The organism is Streptomyces chryseus, assembly GCF_014650755.1.
Classification (GTDB): Bacteria; Actinomycetota; Actinomycetes; order Streptomycetales; family Streptomycetaceae; genus Streptomyces; species Streptomyces chryseus.
In genome coordinates, this window is record NZ_BMVO01000010.1 from 105,569 (window position 1) to 121,267 (window position 15,699).

The 15,699-nt window shown below is 74.1% G+C and carries 14 protein-coding genes; 9 read left to right on the forward strand and 5 right to left on the reverse strand.

Going from position 1 to position 15,699, the window contains the following annotated elements:
• Nucleotides 1-75: 75 nt before the first annotated feature.
• The 4 genes from IE185_RS17485 to IE185_RS17500 all read left to right on the forward strand — a co-directional run bounded on the left by IE185_RS17485 (nt 76) and on the right by IE185_RS17500 (nt 5,109).
• The gene (locus IE185_RS17485) at nt 76-639 is read left to right on the forward strand and encodes a cysteine dioxygenase family protein (protein ID WP_138896996.1); all 564 of its coding nucleotides are present in this window, start codon (nt 76-78) and stop codon (nt 637-639) included.
• Nucleotides 640-693: 54 nt separating this feature from the next.
• Nucleotides 694-1,311 carry a TOPRIM nucleotidyl transferase/hydrolase domain-containing protein gene (locus tag IE185_RS17490; protein WP_138896995.1) on the forward strand — a complete coding sequence of 206 codons (618 nt, stop codon included), beginning with the start codon at nt 694-696 and terminating at the stop codon, nt 1,309-1,311.
• A 94-nt stretch (nt 1,312-1,405) separates the two neighbouring features.
• Complete coding sequence (locus tag IE185_RS17495; protein ID WP_229843563.1) at nt 1,406-2,182, forward strand: 4'-phosphopantetheinyl transferase family protein; 777 nt, start codon at nt 1,406-1,408, stop codon at nt 2,180-2,182.
• Nucleotides 2,183-2,478: 296 nt separating this feature from the next.
• Nucleotides 2,479-5,109, forward strand: coding sequence for an ATP-binding protein (locus IE185_RS17500; protein WP_229843564.1), 2,631 nt, complete (start codon nt 2,479-2,481; stop codon nt 5,107-5,109).
• Between the two features lie 81 nt (nt 5,110-5,190).
• On the opposite strand, the gene IE185_RS17505 is transcribed toward IE185_RS17500, so the two are convergent.
• The 3 genes from IE185_RS17505 to IE185_RS17515 form a co-directional block, all read right to left on the reverse strand.
• Nucleotides 5,191-6,447, reverse strand: a complete 1,257-nt coding sequence (locus IE185_RS17505; RefSeq protein ID WP_189715468.1) for an SGNH/GDSL hydrolase family protein — start codon at nt 6,445-6,447, stop codon at nt 5,191-5,193.
• 119 nt (nt 6,448-6,566) lie between these two features.
• The gene (locus tag IE185_RS17510) at nt 6,567-7,040 is read right to left on the reverse strand and encodes a hypothetical protein (RefSeq protein ID WP_229843565.1); all 474 of its coding nucleotides are present in this window, start codon (nt 7,038-7,040) and stop codon (nt 6,567-6,569) included.
• Nucleotides 7,034-7,474 carry an ATP-binding protein gene (locus IE185_RS17515; RefSeq protein ID WP_138898904.1) on the reverse strand — a complete coding sequence of 147 codons (441 nt, stop codon included), beginning with the start codon at nt 7,472-7,474 and terminating at the stop codon, nt 7,034-7,036. Before IE185_RS17515 ends, IE185_RS17510 begins: the two co-directional genes overlap by 7 nt.
• 206 nt (nt 7,475-7,680) lie before the next feature.
• On the opposite strand from IE185_RS17515, the gene IE185_RS17520 reads away from it, so the two are divergent.
• The 3 genes from IE185_RS17520 (at nt 7,681) to IE185_RS17530 (ending at nt 9,720) form a co-directional block, all read left to right on the forward strand.
• Nucleotides 7,681-8,550: a Sco1979 family transcriptional regulator gene (locus IE185_RS17520; protein WP_138898903.1), complete on the forward strand. Its 870-nt coding sequence runs from the start codon at nt 7,681-7,683 to the stop codon at nt 8,548-8,550.
• A 1-nt stretch (nt 8,551) separates the two neighbouring features.
• A complete protein-coding gene (locus IE185_RS17525) occupies nt 8,552-8,788 on the forward strand; it encodes a DUF397 domain-containing protein (protein WP_138898902.1) in 237 nt (78 codons plus the stop codon).
• A gap of 122 nt (nt 8,789-8,910) precedes the next feature.
• Nucleotides 8,911-9,720 (forward strand): SAM-dependent methyltransferase, encoded by an 810-nt coding sequence (locus tag IE185_RS17530; protein WP_138898901.1) that lies wholly within the window; start codon nt 8,911-8,913, stop codon nt 9,718-9,720.
• A gap of 172 nt (nt 9,721-9,892) precedes the next feature.
• Here the strand turns inward: IE185_RS17530 and xylB are convergent, their stop codons facing one another.
• Entirely contained in the window at nt 9,893-11,371 is a 1,479-nt protein-coding gene (xylB, locus tag IE185_RS17535; RefSeq protein WP_189715469.1) for a xylulokinase, read from the reverse strand.
• 88 nt (nt 11,372-11,459) lie between these two features.
• On the opposite strand from xylB, the gene xylA reads away from it, so the two are divergent.
• A complete protein-coding gene (gene xylA, locus IE185_RS17540) occupies nt 11,460-12,632 on the forward strand; it encodes a xylose isomerase (protein ID WP_138898711.1) in 1,173 nt (390 codons plus the stop codon).
• A 36-nt stretch (nt 12,633-12,668) separates the two neighbouring features.
• Here xylA and IE185_RS17545 read toward each other — a convergent pair whose 3' ends face one another.
• A complete protein-coding gene (locus IE185_RS17545; RefSeq protein WP_138898710.1) occupies nt 12,669-13,874 on the reverse strand; it encodes an ROK family transcriptional regulator in 1,206 nt (401 codons plus the stop codon).
• A gap of 325 nt (nt 13,875-14,199) precedes the next feature.
• Here IE185_RS17545 and IE185_RS17550 point away from each other — a divergent pair, with 325 nt between their 5' ends.
• On the forward strand, nt 14,200-15,699 hold the full coding sequence (locus IE185_RS17550) for a nucleobase:cation symporter-2 family protein (protein ID WP_189715471.1): 1,500 nt from the start codon (nt 14,200-14,202) through the stop codon (nt 15,697-15,699).

Genomic DNA, 15,699 nt, shown 5'->3' on the forward strand with positions numbered 1-15,699 from the left:
CCATAAGCGGAGGTTGGCCGACGTCGCACGAACTGTCCTTGGACGTCCCGGTCCGGGCGGCGCGAAGGTGCCCGTATGACCTCTTCGACCGCACCCGTGTCAGGGCGTACGACCACGCGTCTCGCCGTACTCGTCTCCGAAGTCCGCGAGGCTGTCGCCCTCGGCCTGCCGCCGGACCTCACGTCGTACCTCGTCGGCGAGCGGCTCGCCCCGCACCTCGGCGCCGACGACCTGCTCACCGCCGGGCAGCGCGCCGGTGACCCCGCGCGCTACCGCCAGCACCTGCTGCACGCGGAGGACGACGGCGGCTTCTCGGTCGTCGCGCTCGTGTGGCTGCCCGGGCAGCGCACGCCCGTGCACGACCACGTGGCGTGGTGCACGACCGGCGTCCACGCGGGCACCGAACACGAGCGGCGCTACCGGCTCGTCCCGTCCCGCGACGGCGCCCCCGCCCGGCTGACCGCCACCGAGGACGTGGTGAACCCGCGCGGGACGGTGTGCGGCTTCGCGCCGCCCGGAGACATCCACGAGGTGCGGAACGCGGGCACGGACGTGGCGATCTCGCTCCATGTGTACGGCGCGGACCTGTCGCGGCTCGGCACCAGTGTCCGGCGCCTCTACGCCCGCCCCGACGACTGACCGTCCCGGCGAAAATCCCTACCCCGGGCAGCCGGGAAGGGGGAGACTCGTCCCATGGCTGACATGGGGGCGTTCCGCGAGGCGGTCACCGCGTGGGCGGCCGGCGGCCCCGGCGGCCCCGCGCGCGAACTGGCCGCGGGGCTGCACGTCCGGGCAGCCGTCCTGCTCGAAGGGCCGAGCGACGCCGCGGCGGTCGGCGCGCTCGCCGCGAGCCGCGGCCGTGACCTGGCGGCCGAAGGGGTCTGCGTCCTGCCGATGGGCGGTGCCATGAGCGTCGGGCGCTTCGCCCGCCTCCTCGGGCCGCCCGGGCTCGGCCTGCGCCTCACGGGGCTGTGCGACGAGGCGGAGCGCCGCTACTACGCCCGCGCCCTGGACCGGGCCGGCGCCGCGCGGGGGCAGTTCTTCGTCTGCGCGGCGGATCTGGAGGACGAGCTCATCCGCGCGCTCGGCGTGGCCCGGGTGGAGGAGCTGGTCCGGGCGGAGGGCGATCTGCGCGCCCTGGATACCTTCCTGCGCCAGCCCGCACAACAGGGCCGCACCGCACAGAGGCAGTTGCGGCGCTTCCTCGGCACGAAGAAGGGGCGCAAGATCCGATACGGCCGCGTCCTCGTCGAGGCCCTCGACCCCGGCAGCACACCGGCCCCGCTCGACGACCTGCTCACCAGCCTGTGACCACGGGGCGGTGCCACTCCCGTCGCGACGTCGCGCGGTCGCGTGCGGGCCGGCCCGCTTCGGCGATCGCACACGAACTGCCTATGCTCGGCCGGTGAACGCAACCGTGATGTACGAACCCACGCCCGCGGTGTTCGAGGAGCCCGCCGCCTTCGCCCGGCCGGAGCCGTCCGGGCGGGGCGGCCACGCGGCGCCCGTGCTGTGGAGCGTGGACGCCGAGCTGCAGGGAGACGCCGCGATGCGGCTGGCCGGCGGCGTACTCGACGACGGGGAGAAGGAGCGCGCGGCGGCCTTCGTCCGCGAGGCCGACCGCAGGTGCTACGTCACGGCCCACGTGGCGCTCAGGTCGATGCTGGGCGCCTGCCTGGGCCTGGCACCCGGCGCGGTCCGGCTGCACCGGGAGCCGTGCGTGTCCTGCGGCGGCCCGCACGGGCGGCCCGCCACGGCGGACGGGCCGGTGCACTTCTCGCTGTCGCACAGCGGCAGCGTGGCCCTGATCGCCTGTGCGGCGGTGCCCGTGGGAGTGGACGTGGAGGCGGCGCCGCGACCGGGTGTCGTGAACGAGGTCGCGGGGGAGCTGCATCCGCGCGAGAGGGCCGAGCTGCTGGCCCTGCCGGAGGCCGCGAGGAGCGCCGCGTTCGCGCGCGTCTGGGCGCGCAAGGAGGCGTACCTCAAGGGCCTCGGCGTCGGCCTCGCCCGCGGTCTCTCGCTGGACTACCTCGGCACCGGCCCGGCGGCGGCGAACCATCCGCCGGGGTGGCGCGTCGCCGACGTGGCCGCGCCCGACGGATACGCGGCCGCCGTCGCGCTGCGGACGGGCCTCGGCTCCGTACCGGAGGCGCGGGTGACGCGGACGCCGGGCACCCCGTGACGGCGGACCGGCCTGCGGGCCCGGGCGGGAGGGGCGGCCTGGGGGCGGACCGGCCGGGCGCCGGGCGCCGGTACGGAGCGGGGGCTTCCGGGAGCTGACGTCCCGTCCGCGCGCCGGTCGTATACGACCGCAGGTGTACGCGCGTTGACCGGAGCCCCCGAATCCGCAAGCCGGGCCGACCAGTGACGGAGCCTGCGGGTAACGCTCGTTCACTCGTACCGGACCAAAGTGCGCGGAACGATTCCACCCACCGCGTCGCCGGGCTACGCTCGAGGTCCGCCATGGTTTGGGGAGGGATGATGGTGTCCGGCCCGGAGCGCCCGGTCACCGTCCCGCTGCTGGAGCGCGAGACGGAACTCGCGGCCGCCGCAGGCGCTGTCGAAGCGCTCTGCGCGGACGTGCCGACCGGTGGAGTCCTCGTCTGCAGCGGCGAGGCCGGCATCGGCAAGACGGCCCTGCTGTCCGAGATCCGGCGGCTGGCCGCCGGACGGTGCACCGTGTGGTCGGCGCGCGGTGGCGAGACCGTCACCTCCGTGCCCTTCCACGTCGTACGGCAACTGCTGCAGCCCGCCGTCGCCCTGCCCGGCACGGTGGACACCAGGGAACTGCTCGGCGACGGCTACGAGATCATCGGTCCCGCGCTCGGCGTGGCCCCGCCCGACGGCCGGGCCGACCCCCAGGGCGTCCGCGACGGACTGGACACGCTGCTGCTGCGCCTGGCCGACACGCACCGGCCGCTGGTGCTGCTCGTCGACGACGCGCACTGGTGCGATCTGGAAACCCTCGGCTGGCTGGCGTCCTTCGTCCAGCGCGAGGACCTTCCCGTGCTCGTCGTCATCGCGTACCGCACCGAGGAGGCGGACGACGAGACCGCGGAGTTCATCCGGGCGATGGAGGCCGCCGCCGGGCAGTGCGTGTCGCTGCGGGCGCTCACCCCCGACGCCGTGGCGAGCCTCGCCCGGGCCGCCCTCGGCGAGCACGCGGACGACCCGTTCTGCCGGGAGGTGTGGGCGGTCACCGGCGGCAACCTCTACGAGACCGTCGAGCTCGTCGCCAAGGTGCGCGACGAACGCCTGGACCCCGTCGAGGCGTCGGCGGGCGCCCTGCGCGCCCTCGGCGCCGCCGCGCGCGGCACCGGCCTGATCGCCCGGCTCGAGGAACTGGGCACCGACACCACCCGGTTCGCCTGGGCGGCCGCCATCCTCGGCACGGAGATCTCGCTCGACCTCGCGGCGTCGCTCGCCGGCCTGGGCGACGCGGAGGCCGCCGACTGCGCCGAACGCCTGCGCGCGGCCCGCATCCTCGCCGGTACGGACCCCACGGAGTTCGTCCACCCGCTCATCGCGGGCGCCGTCTACCGCGCCATTCCGTCCGCCACCCGCACGGCCATGCACGGCCGGGCCGCCTGGGCGGTCACCCGCGCGGGCCGGGGCGCGGCGGCCGCGGCCCGCCACCTCCTGGAAGTCCACCCGGACGACGACCCCGAGCTGGTCGCCCAGTTGCGCGAGGCCGCCTCCGAGCACCTCGCCGTCGGCGCGCCGGACGCCGCCCGGCGCTGCCTCGAACGCGCTCTCCAGGAGCCCCCGCTGCCGGAGGAGTACGCCCCGGTGCTGTACGAACTGGGCTGCGCCACGCTCCTCACCTCGCCCGCCACGACCGTGGGCCACCTGCGGGACGCGCTCGGGATGCCGGGCCTCGACGCCGGCCAGCGGGTGGACGCGGTCTTCCGGCTCTCCCAGGCGCTCACGCACAACAACCAGACACGGGAGGCGGCGCAGGTCGTGGCCGACGAGGTCGCGCGGACCGCCGCCGGCCCCACCAGAATGCGGCTCCAGGCGGTGCACTTCCTGTGGGAGGGCGTACAGGCGGCCGAGGACGACGGGCCCGGGCGCTCCCGGCGCCTCGCCGAGATGGCCGAGGGCCTGGAGGGCCGCGACAACTCCGAACGGGTCCTGCTCATACTGAGGGCCTTCGACGGGACGGCACGCGGCGAGAACGCCGAGGAGATCGTCCAGATCTGCGACCGCGCACTGGTCGACGGCATGCTCGCCCCGGGCCTCGGCTGGACCAACACGGCGTGGGGCTTCGAACCCCCGGCGCTGCTCGGTCTCACGTACGCCTTCGCGGACCGGCTCGACCGGGCCGAGAGCCTCTTCGACGAGGCCCTGCGTGCCTTCGAGATCTCGGGCTGGAGCGGCGGGCACCTGGCCTTCGCCCACGCGCTCGTCGGCTACCTCAACCGCAGGCGCGGAAAGCTCGCCCAGGCGGAGATGTACCTGCGCGAGAGCCTGCGGCTGGCCGAGCGCGTCGGCAACGGCCTGCCGATGCACTGGGACGCCGCGTGCATGCTGATCGACACCCTGCTCGCGCGCGGCAGGATCGGCGCCGCGTGGGAGGCCGCGGAGCGTCACGGGTTCGCCCCTCCGTACCCGTCGTCGATCGTCATCCCCGACGCCCAGTGCGTACGGGGGAGGCTGCTGCTCGCGCAGGGCCGGACGAAGGAGGCCGTCGCCGAACTCGAGGCGGCGGGGGCGGCGTTGACCGCTCGCGGCCGGCACAACGGCGTCATGGCCCCCTGGGCGAGCGACCTCGCCCGGGCGGTGGCCGCCGACGACCCGGACCGCGCCGCCGCTCTCGCCGCGCACGTACGGGACCGCGCGGAGCGCTTCGGCACGGACACCGCCATCGGGGAGTCGCTGCGCTGCGCCGCGGCCCTGGAGGAGGGCGAACGTGCCGTCGAACTGCTCGCCAAGGCGGTGGCGTTCCTCGAAGGGTCCCCGTGCGCGTACGAGCACGCCCTGGCCCGGGTCGAGTACGGCATCGCGGCCCGGTCGGCCGGCGAGCTGTCCCGCGGCCTGGCCCTCGCCGAGAAGCGCAGCGCCGACGGACTGGTGCGGCGGGCCAGGCAGGAGCTGCGCGCGCTCTGAGGAGCGCCTGCCGGGCCGCGCGGGGGTGGGGAGCGTGTCGCGGACACGGCCCTCCGCCGGAGCGGCCCCGGTCGCGGGCCGTCAGCGCCGGTGGCAGCGCAGGCTCTTCAGGTCGACGATGTCGGCCATCCTGCGCATCCCCAGGTCGTTGGGGTGGAGATGGTCGCCGCTGTTGTACGCCGGGAGGATGCGGGACGGCGCGGCCGGGTCCATGACGGCCCGGTCGAAGTCGACGACGGCGTCGAACGCGCCGCTCTCCCGGACGAACGCGTTGACCTCCTGCCGCACCGCCTCGCCCGCCGGCGTCCACTCCCGCCAGCCCTCGTACGGCATGACCGTCGCCCCCACGACGCACACGCCCGCCGCGTGCGACCGGTCGACGATCTGCCGGTATCCGGCGATCAGTTCGGCGGCCGTCGGCGCGGGAACGGACTTGATGTCGTTGACCCCTTCGAGCAGCACCACCGTCCGCACGCCGGCCTGCGTGAGCACGTCCCGGTCGAGCCGTTTGAGCGCGCTCTCGCCGGAGCCGTCCTTGAGGACCTTGTTGCCCGAGATCCCCTCGTTCGCGACACCCTTGACGCGCGTACCGGCGTCGGCGTCCAGCCTCCGGGCCAGGAAGTCCGGCCAGCGGCGGTTGGTGTCGCGGGTGGACAGGGCGCCGTCGGTGATCGAGTCGCCGAGGGCGGCGACCGCGCTCGTGCCGCGCCGGGCGTTCACGGTCACGGCGTCGAGGTAGAACCACGAGGTGACCGGCTGGGTGTACGCCGTCGCGGTGTCGTCGGAGGCGTGGTCGCCCGAGGGTGCGACGTACGACGTCTGGAGTGCCATCCGGTGCCCGGTGGCGGCGCCGCCCGCGTCGCGTACGTACAGGCTGACGGCCAGGTCGGACCGGGGCCGTACCGTGCCGGGCAGCGGGTCGCTGGAGACGGATCCGCCGGGCGGGACGGTCACCGAGGGCGAACCGGCGAAGGACAGCGGCCGGTTGGTGCCCGGCACCAGGGCGGCCCCGGTGGCCCGCAGTCCGGCGTGGGCGCGGCCGAAGGTCACGGGCCGGGTGCCGAAGGCGTTGGAGAGCCGGATCCGCAGCCCGTCGCCGCCCGCGCTGGTGCGCACGACGAGCCGGTACGTCCGTTCGGGGGCGGCGCCCGCGGTGGACAGCCGGTCCGCGCTCGCGGCCCAGGTGACGACGGACGTTCTGCCCGGCTCGGCGGCGCCGGGCGGGGCGGCGGGCCGGGCGGTGGCGGGCGGCCCGGAGGCCAGGACTACCGTGGTGAGCGCGACGGCGGCGGCGGCCAGGGCGCGCGGGGCGTGCCGGCGCGGCGTGGGTCTGTTCATGGCGCGGAGATCCCTCCCCTGAGCATGGGCATGCCAGTACCGGCACTCAGGGGATTGACGCGCGGACGGCATGCGCTGTCCAGGGCGCGGCGCCGGAACAGGCCATCGCGTGCGGCAGGTCAGGACCCCTGATGCGGCACAGTGGACCACGCCGGAGCGGTGCCCGCGACCCGGCAGACCATCAGGTACAGCGGAATCGGCGGCGTGTACGGCGCGCTCGCCTCCGGCAGGTGGATCAGGCGCGGACGCGTCGGCACGTACGCCCCGGGAACGTAACGGGCGGGCTGCGGCCAGGAGAGTCCGAGGTCCGACTCGGCGGGCACGATCCACCACCACCAGTCGGTGTCGGCGAAGACGCAGCCGGGCCGGGACAGGTGCGCCATCGTCCGGAACCCGTGCCGCGCGGGAAGCCCCACCGCGTCGCAGCCCAGCGGTGTGGTGAAGCCGGGCGGCAGGGGCAGGCGGACCGGCCCGCCGCTCGCGCCGCCGTCGGGGGCGGTGCTCCGCGACGAGGCGAGGTCGTAACCGCTCCGCTCACGGAGCCCGCGCGACAGGCGGCCGGCCGGCAGACCGGTCATCACGGACCTCAGCAAGGAACCTCCGCCCAGACGATGCGCCCGGGCCCGTCCGCGGCGTCGCGCGTGCCCCAGAAGCTGCTCAGGGTGTCGACGAGCTGAAGCCCCCGCCCGTGCTCGTCGTCGCCGGCGTGGCGCAGGCGCGGGCCCGTGGGGCGCCGCCCCTGGTCCTTGACGGCGACCCGCAGACGGCCGTCGCTGTCGCGCAGTTCGCAGACGACCCGCTCGCTCGCGGTGTGCAGCACGGCATTGGTGAACAGCTCGGAGACGATCAGCGCCGCCGCGTCGCAGGTGTCCTCGCCGATGCCCCACTGCGTCAGCTGCTGCCTGGTCAGGCGGCGGGCGGCCGCCACGAACTCGGCGCGGCCCGGCAGTTCGAACCCGTAACGGCGTATGGCCGTTCCCCGGCAGTGGTCCATGAGCGGGGGGACGAGGGCGGTGCCATGTGCCACGAGCGTTTCCTCACGGTGTGGGGGGCAGGGCCGACTGCTGCTTCCCCCCGGTGGGCAGCGACGGCGTCCGCGTGTTCTGGTTCACCGCGCAACTCTCCCTCCGAAAGCGACACTTGGCAAGGGTCACAATGAAAATTGCAGAGTGTCGTGTCTTGGGTCGCGACCGCGTGGCACACTGCTCGCAACAGCCCATGGGGAGGTCTGAAGTGAGTGAACCGCGGTCCGCCCCGACGGTCGGTCAGGTCGTTCTCGGCAAGCGCCTGCTGGATCTGCGCGAACGGGCCGGCCTGAGCCGCGACGAGGCCGCCAAGGTCCTTCGCGTCACCCCGGCGACCATCCGGCGGATGGAGACCGCCGAGGTCGCGCTCAAGATCCCTTACGTACAACTCCTGCTCCAGGCCTACGGCCACGGCCCCGAGGACATCGCGTCCTTCGTCGAGCTGGCCGAAGAGGCGAACAAGCCGGGCTGGTGGCAGCGGTTCCACGGCATCCTGCCGGACTGGTTCAGCATGTACGTGAGCCTGGAGGGCGCCGCGTCGCTCATCAGGGCGTACGAGCCGCAGTTCGTCCCGGGCCTCCTCCAGACCGAGAGCTACGCCCGCGCCATCATGCGCGGCGGAGCCCTCGGCCAGTCCGGCGCCGGGAGCGCCGAGGCCATCGAGCGGCATGTGGCCCTGCGCATGGAGCGCCAGAGCCTCCTCACCCGCCCCGACGCCCCGAGACTGTGGGTCGTCATGGACGAGACGGTGCTGCGGCGTCCGGTGGGCAGCCCGAACGTGCTGGGGGAGCAGATCGACCGGCTCCTGGAGGCCGTCGAGAGACCCAACGTCACGCTGCAGATAGCCGAGTTCGCGACGGGCCACCACCCCGGCACCTACGGCCCGTTCGTCCTCTTCCGCTTCGCCGTGCCGGAACTCCCGGACATGGTCTACAGCGAGTACCTGACCGGCGCCGTCTATCTCGACGCGCGCCCCGAGGTGGCGGCCCACCTGGAGGTCATGGACCGCATGGCGGCTCAGGCCGCGACTGCACAACGCACGAAGGAGATCCTCAAGGATCTCCGCGAGGAGCTGTGAGATGGACCCCATATACAACGGCATGCCCGCCAACGACCTGCCCGCGGAGGGCTGGTACAAGCCGTGGAGCGGCGGCAACGGCGGCAACTGCATCGAAGCCATGAAGCTGTCCGACGGCAGAGTCGCCGTCCGGCAGTCCGCCGACCCCGAGGGGCCCGCGCTGATCTACACCCCCGGCGAGATCGCCGCGTTCATCCGGGGGGCGAAGGCGGGCCAGGCCGACTTCCTGCTCACCTGACCCGCACGGACCCGCCGGACGCCCGTTCCCGGCCACTGCCCACGACCACTGTCCCGCGACCCCGTTCCCGGGCCGCCACCCGGCCGCCCGTCCACCGTTCACCCCCACCCATGGAGCGCCGTATGACCGGGCAAGACCGCACCGCCGTCGAGATCGACACCAGCAAGCCGCACCCGGCGCGCATGTACGACTGGTTCCTGGGCGGCAAGGACAACTACCCGGTCGACGAGGAGATGGCCCGCCAGCTCCTCACCCTCGACTCGCGGGGGCGCGACATGGCGCGGGTCAACCGGGCGTTCATGCACCGGGCCACGCGCTGGCTCGCCGAGAACGGCGTACGGCAGTTCCTCGACATCGGTACGGGCATACCGACCGAGCCGAACCTCCACCAGGTCGCCCAGCGGACCGCCCCCGACGCGCGCATCGTCTACTGCGACAACGACCCGATCGTGCTGGCCCACGCGGAGGCGTTGCTGCGGTCCACGCCCGAGGGCGCCACGGAGTACATCCAGGCGGACGCCCGGGAGCCCGACCTGATCCTGGAGCGGGCCGGCAAGACGCTCGACTTCTCGCAGCCGGTCGCCCTGTCGCTGGTCGCGCTGCTGCACTTCGTGGGCGACGAGGACGGCGCGCACGCGCTGGTGAACCGGCTCATGGACCGGCTGGCGCCCGGCAGTTACCTGGTGCTCTCGCACGTCACGGGGGACTTCGACCCGGAGGGCGCGGCGAAGGCGTCGGCGCTGTACTCGGCGAAGGGGCTGACGCTTCGGCCGCGCTCCCGCGCGGAGTTCAGCGCGTTCTTCGACGGGTACGAGCTCGTCGAACCGGGTGTCTCGCTGGCCGCCGAATGGCGGCCGGAACTGGGCGAAGTGGTCCCGGTCGCCGGCGACGACCCGATCCCGGGGTACACGGGCGTGGCCCGCAAGGTTTGACGAGGCCGGCGGTTTCAGGGGGCCCGGGCGGCCGCCCTCGCGGGGTCGTACGCCGCTGGGGGCGGCCGGTCCTGCGGGTGCGCGCCGTCGCGGGCGGGGGCCGGTCGCGACGGCGCGCACGCCCCCGGGCCGGCCGGGATCGCGGCGGCGGTGAGGGGCGGCGCCCCGCTCTCTAGCCGGGGCTCCCGCCGGCGACGAGGCCGTCGATTACCGACGTGACCCGGTACCAGGTGGCCCGGTCCCGCTCCACCGGCGGCACCAGCCTGCCGTTCCCCGTGCCCCACTCGCCCGCCACCTCCACCGCGTCCCGGCCGCTCGCCGCGCCCGCGGCGAGCGCCGCCGCGCCGAGGGCGACCAGTTCGCCTGCCGCCGGGATCAGGAGCGGCCGGCCGGAGAGGCGGCGTACCGTCTCCACCCACGTACGGCCCCGCGCCCCGCCCCCGACCAGCCGCAGCGGGCGCGACGCGACGGCGGGGTCGGCGGGGTCCAGGCCGCAGGCGCGCACCACCTCGTCGAGGGCGCGCAGCACGGTGACGGCCGCGCCCTCGTAGGCGGCGCCCAGGAGCTGACGCGGTGTGGTGTCGTGGCGCAGTCCGGTCAGGACGCCGGAGGCGGCGGGGAGGTCGGGGGTGCGTTCGCCGTCGAGGTAGGGCAGGAGCACCGCCTCGCCGCCCGGCGCGGCGTCGTCGCGGTCCAGGCCCAGCAGGGCGGCCACCTTGTCGACGGCGAGGGTGCAGTTCAGCGTGCAGGCGAGCGGCAGGTAGCCGCCGTCGGCCGACGCGAAGCCCGCGAGGGCAGCGGAGGCAGGGCGGGTCCGGGTCGCCGCGAACACGGTGCCGGAGGTGCCCAGGCCGAGCACCGGGTGGTCCAGCAGGCCGGCGCCGCCGAGGCCCAGCCCGACCGCCGCCGCCATGTTGTCGCCGGTGCCCGCCGCCACCGCGATCCCCGCGGGCAGGCCGAGCCGTTCGGCCGCCGCACGCGTGAGGGAGCCGACGCGGGTGGCGCCGGTGGGTGCCACGGGCGGCAGCAGACTCTCGTCCAGTCCGACCAGGCCCAGGATCTCGGTGTCGTACGCGCCGGTGGCGGTGGAGTACCAGCAGGTGCCCGAGGCGTCGCCCGGGTCGGTCGCGGCCACCCCGGCGAGGCGCTCGGTGAGGAAGTCGTGGGGGAGGCGCACGGCGGCGGCCGACTCGGCGGCGTACGGCTCGTGCTCGCGCAGCCACTGCCACTTCGCGGCCGTCATGGAGGCGACGGGGACGGATCCGGTACGCGCCGCCCAGGCGGCCGGGCCGCCGAGCGCCCCCGCGAGGGCGGCGGCCTGCGGAGCCGCACGGGTGTCGTTCCACAACAGGGCCGGGCGCAGCGGCCGCCCGTGGCCGTCGAGGACCACCAGGCCGTGCTGCTGGCCCGCGACCGCGATGCCGGCGACCGCCGAGGCCGGCACCCCCGCCTCCCGCAGCCCGGCGGCCACGGCCTCGCCGAGCGCCCGCCACCACTCCTCGGGGTCGCTCTCGCGGGCCCCCGCCCCGCCGGTGACCCGGTGCGGCGCGCGCCCGAGTGCCAGCAGCCGGCCGGTCGCGGCGTCGGTGAACGCGGCCTTGGTGGACTGCGTCGAACTGTCCACCCCGACGACGACCGTGCTCGGCGTCATGGGACCCCTCGTTTCCTCGGTTGTCTTCTGTGGAACAGATTGGTCGTGGCGTATTAGTCATGTCAACAAACAAATGGAGGACGGTCGTATGTCGGAGCGCTTCACCCCCACCCCGGACGACAAGTTCACCTTCGGCCTGTGGACCGTCGGCTGGCAGGGCGTCGACCCCTTCGGCACGGCCACCCGCCCGGCCCTCGATCCGGTCGAGACCGTCCGGCGGCTGGCCGGGCTCGGCGCGCACGGCGTCACCTTCCACGACGACGACCTCATCCCCTTCGGCTCCTCGGACGCCGAGCGCGAGGCGTGCGTCAAGCGGTTCCGCCAGGCACTGGACGCCACCGGCATGAAGGTGCCGATGGCCACCACCAACCTGTTCACCCACCCGGTGTTCAAGGACGGCGCGTTCACCGCCAACGACCGCGACGTCCGCCGCTACGCCCTGCGCAAGACCATCCGCAACATCGACCTCGCCGTCGAGCTCGGAGCGAGCACCTACGTCGCCTGGGGCGGCCGCGAGGGAGCCGAGTCGGGGGCGGCGAAGGACGTCCGCGTCGCCCTCGACCGCATGAAGGAAGCCTTCGACCTGCTCGGCGCGTACGTCACCGAGCAGGGGTACGACCTGCGCTTCGCCATCGAACCCAAGCCGAACGAGCCGCGCGGCGACATCCTGCTGCCCACCATCGGCCACGCGCTGGCGTTCATCGAGCGCCTGGAGCGCCCCGGCCTGGTCGGCGTGAACCCCGAGACGGGCCACGAGCAGATGGCCGGGCTCAACTTCCCGCACGGCATCGCGCAGGCCCTGTGGGCGGGAAAGCTGTTCCACATCGACCTCAACGGCCAGACCGGCATCAAGTACGACCAGGACTTCCGCTTCGGCGCCGGCGACCTGCGCCAGGCCTTCTGGCTCGTCGACCTCCTGGAGACGGCGGGCTATGACGGCCCCCGGCACTTCGACTTCAAGCCGGTGCGCACCGACGGCGTGGACGGCGTGTGGGCCTCGGCGGCCGGCTGCATGCGCAACTACCTGATCCTGAAGGAGCGCGCCGCCGCCTTCCGCGCCGACCCGGAGGTCCAGGACGCCCTGCGCGCCTCCCGGCTCGACGACCTCGCCCGCCCGACCGCCGCCGACGGTCTCACGGCGCTGCTCGCCGACCGGGGCGCGTACGAGGACTTCGACGTGACGGCGGCGGCGGAGCGGAGCATGTCCTTCGAGGTGCTCGACCAACTGGCCCTGGACCACCTGCTGGGCGTACGCGGCTAGCGGCGCCGGCGGCCGGCGCGCGGCCCGCCCGGTCGTCTAGGCGTACGCCGCCGGGTCCGCCAGCGCGTCGCGGACCACCAGGGCCGCCGCGCCGCGTGACGCGTCGCCGGTCAGGGACGAGGCGCGCAGGCGGCCGCTGTCGCCCGACCAGAGACCCGACACCACCCTGCGGTCAAGCTCCCGGGCGGCGGGGGGCGCCAGCCACGGCATCAGGGTCCGGTAGATGCCGCCGAGCACCACCGCGTCCGGATCGAGGAGGTTCACCGCGCCGGACAGGACGAGCCCCAGCGTCGACCCGGCCCGGCGGATCGCCTCGACGGCCCGGGTGTCGTCCGCGCGGGCCCGGGATTCGAGCTCCGCCATGCCCGGCAGCCCCGCGTTCTCGTCGATGCCCGCCGCCCGCAGCACCGCCCGCTGGCCGGCGTACTGCTCCAGGCAGCCCCGCGAACCGCAGCGGCACGCGGGCCCGGCGGGGTCCACCACGACGTGGCCGATCTCCCCGGCGAAACCGTGGGCCCCGCGCAGCAGTTCGCCGCCCAGCACGAGGGCGCCGCCCACGCCGATCTCCCCGCTCAGGTAGAGGAACGTGCGCTCCCGGCCCACACCGCCGAACCACAGCTCGGCCAGCGCCGCCAGGTTCGCCTCGTTGTCCGAGCCGACCGGCAGTGGTCGCGCGAGCGCCCGCGCGAAGAGTTCCCCGGCCGCCACGCCGTTCCAGCCCAGGTTGGGCGCCTGGCGGACCGTACCGCCGGACACCAGGCCGGGGAGCGCCAGCCGCACGCCGACGGGGCGCAGATCCAGCTCGGCCGCCGAGCCCAGGGCCCGCGAGGCGAGCGCGGCGGCGTGCGCCAGGACCTCGGCGGGCGGGGCCGCGCGGTTGTCGGTGTGCTCGGCGAGGCGGACCCGGTCGTCACCGGACAGATCGGTCACGCACACGGACACGTAGTCGATGTTGACCTCGACCCCCAGGCCCGCGACGCCCGTGCGCGCCACCTTCAGGACGGTGCCGGGCCGCCCCGCCTGCCCGCTGAACGTCTTGCCCGACTCGGTGACGAAACCGCTGTCCAGCAACTGCTCGACCAGCGAGGAGACGGCGGCCCGCGTCAGGCCCACCCGCGCGGCGACCCCCGCGCGCGTCGCCTCGCCACCGTCGTGGACGGCGCGCAGCACCAGGCTCAGGTTGTGCCTGCGCACGGTGTCCTTGTCAGCCTTGGGCTCCAGGCGCGGGGGGTTGCTCCTCATGGCACCGAGAGCCTAGGCGACGCCGTCCGGAAAGGATCGTTCCGGTGGAGGCGCCGGTTACTCGCGAGGAACGACGAGGTTGCTCTAAGGTGAGCGCTCCGATCGGCGCCACCTGCGGATCCCATGGGTGAAGCGGGCTTTGCTGTGCCAATCGAAGGAAGTCCTGCCAATCCAGGACGCAATGTGTAGCGCAGGGCGACGTGGTGTCGGCAACTCCGCCAGACGTCGGCTTCCCGTACGAGCCGATCCGCCCTCCCTCCCGCCATCCGGGACTCGACGGCGGCGGTCCTCTCTCAATCACCTACCTCGCGAAGGCAAGGCAGAGATGGCACGAGTCTCCCGACAGTCCGCCGCACCGTCCCCCCGCCGCTCCGGCCGGCAGTCCGCCCGGGACCTCTCCCGGCAGCAGACCCACCCCGTCGACCACCGGCTGCCCCTCCCCAAGCTCACCCTCTTCGGCTTCCAGCACGTCCTCGCGTTCTACGCGGCCGCGGTGATCGTCCCGATCCTCCTCGGCAACGCCCTGGGCCTGTCCCACCAGGAACTCGTCTACCTGATCAACGCCGACCTGCTGACCTGCGGCGTCGCCTCGATCATCCAGGCCCTCGGCGTCTGGCGGATCGGCGCCAGACTGCCCCTGGTCCAGGGCGTCACCTTCACCGCCGTCTCTCCCATGATCGCCATCGGACTGGGCGCGGGCGGCGGCACCGCAGGGCTGCTCGTCGTCTACGGGGCGGTGATCACGGCCGGCATGGCGACGTTCCTCCTCGCACCGTTCTTCAGCAGGCTGGTGAAGTACTTCCCGCCCGTCGTCATCGGCACGATCCTCACCATCATCGGCCTCACCCTCATACCGGTGGGCCTGCGGGACGCGGCGGGCGGCTCGCAGCTGAGCGGGGACGACCCGGCGTACGGCGATCCGAAGAACCTCGCGTACGCGCTCGGCACGCTCCTGTTCATCCTCGCGCTGGTCCGCGTCGGCAAGCCGTTCCTCAGCAGCCTTGCCGTGCTGCTCGGACTCGTCGGCGGTACGGCCGTCGCCTGGCTCCTCGGCGACGTGCACTTCGGCGCGGTCGCGCAGGCCGACTGGTTCGGGGTCAGCACGCCGTTCCACTACGGCATGCCGAGGTTCGAACTCCTCCCGATCGTCGCCATGACCGTCGTCATGCTGATCACGATGGTGGAGACGACCGGCGACGTGTACGCCATCGGGGAGATCACCCGCAAGAAGGTCGACGGCGACACCGTCGCCCGGGCGCTGCGGGCCGACGGCGTCGCGACCGTTCTCGGCGGCGTTCTCAACTCGTTCCCGTACGTGGCGTTCGCCGAGAACATCGGCCTCGTGCGGATGTCCAAGGTGATGAGCCGGTACGTCGTGGTCGCGGCCGGCGTGTTCATGATCATCCTGGGGCTGCTGCCGAAGGCCGGAAGCCTGGTCGCCGTGATTCCGCAGCCCGTGCTGGGCGGTGCGGCGATCTCCATGTTCGGCATGGTCGCCGCCGTCGGCATCCAGATCCTGGGGAAGGCCGACCTGCGGGAGGAACGCAACGCCCTGATCCTCGCGGTCAGTCTGGGCGCCGCCCTGCTGCCCACCACGGTCCCGTCGTTCTTCGACCGGATGTCGGACGACGTACAGGCGGTCCTGGACAGCGGGATCACGCTCGGCGGCCTCACCGCCATCACGCTCAACCTGTTCTTCAACGTCTTCACGCGCCGCAAGACGATGGAGATCGACTGGGACGACCTGGAAGCCCCGGAGGACACGGGGGGACCGGTGGACACCGGCGGCCCGGCGCGGCCCTACCGGGGCGCCACCCCTCGCTGA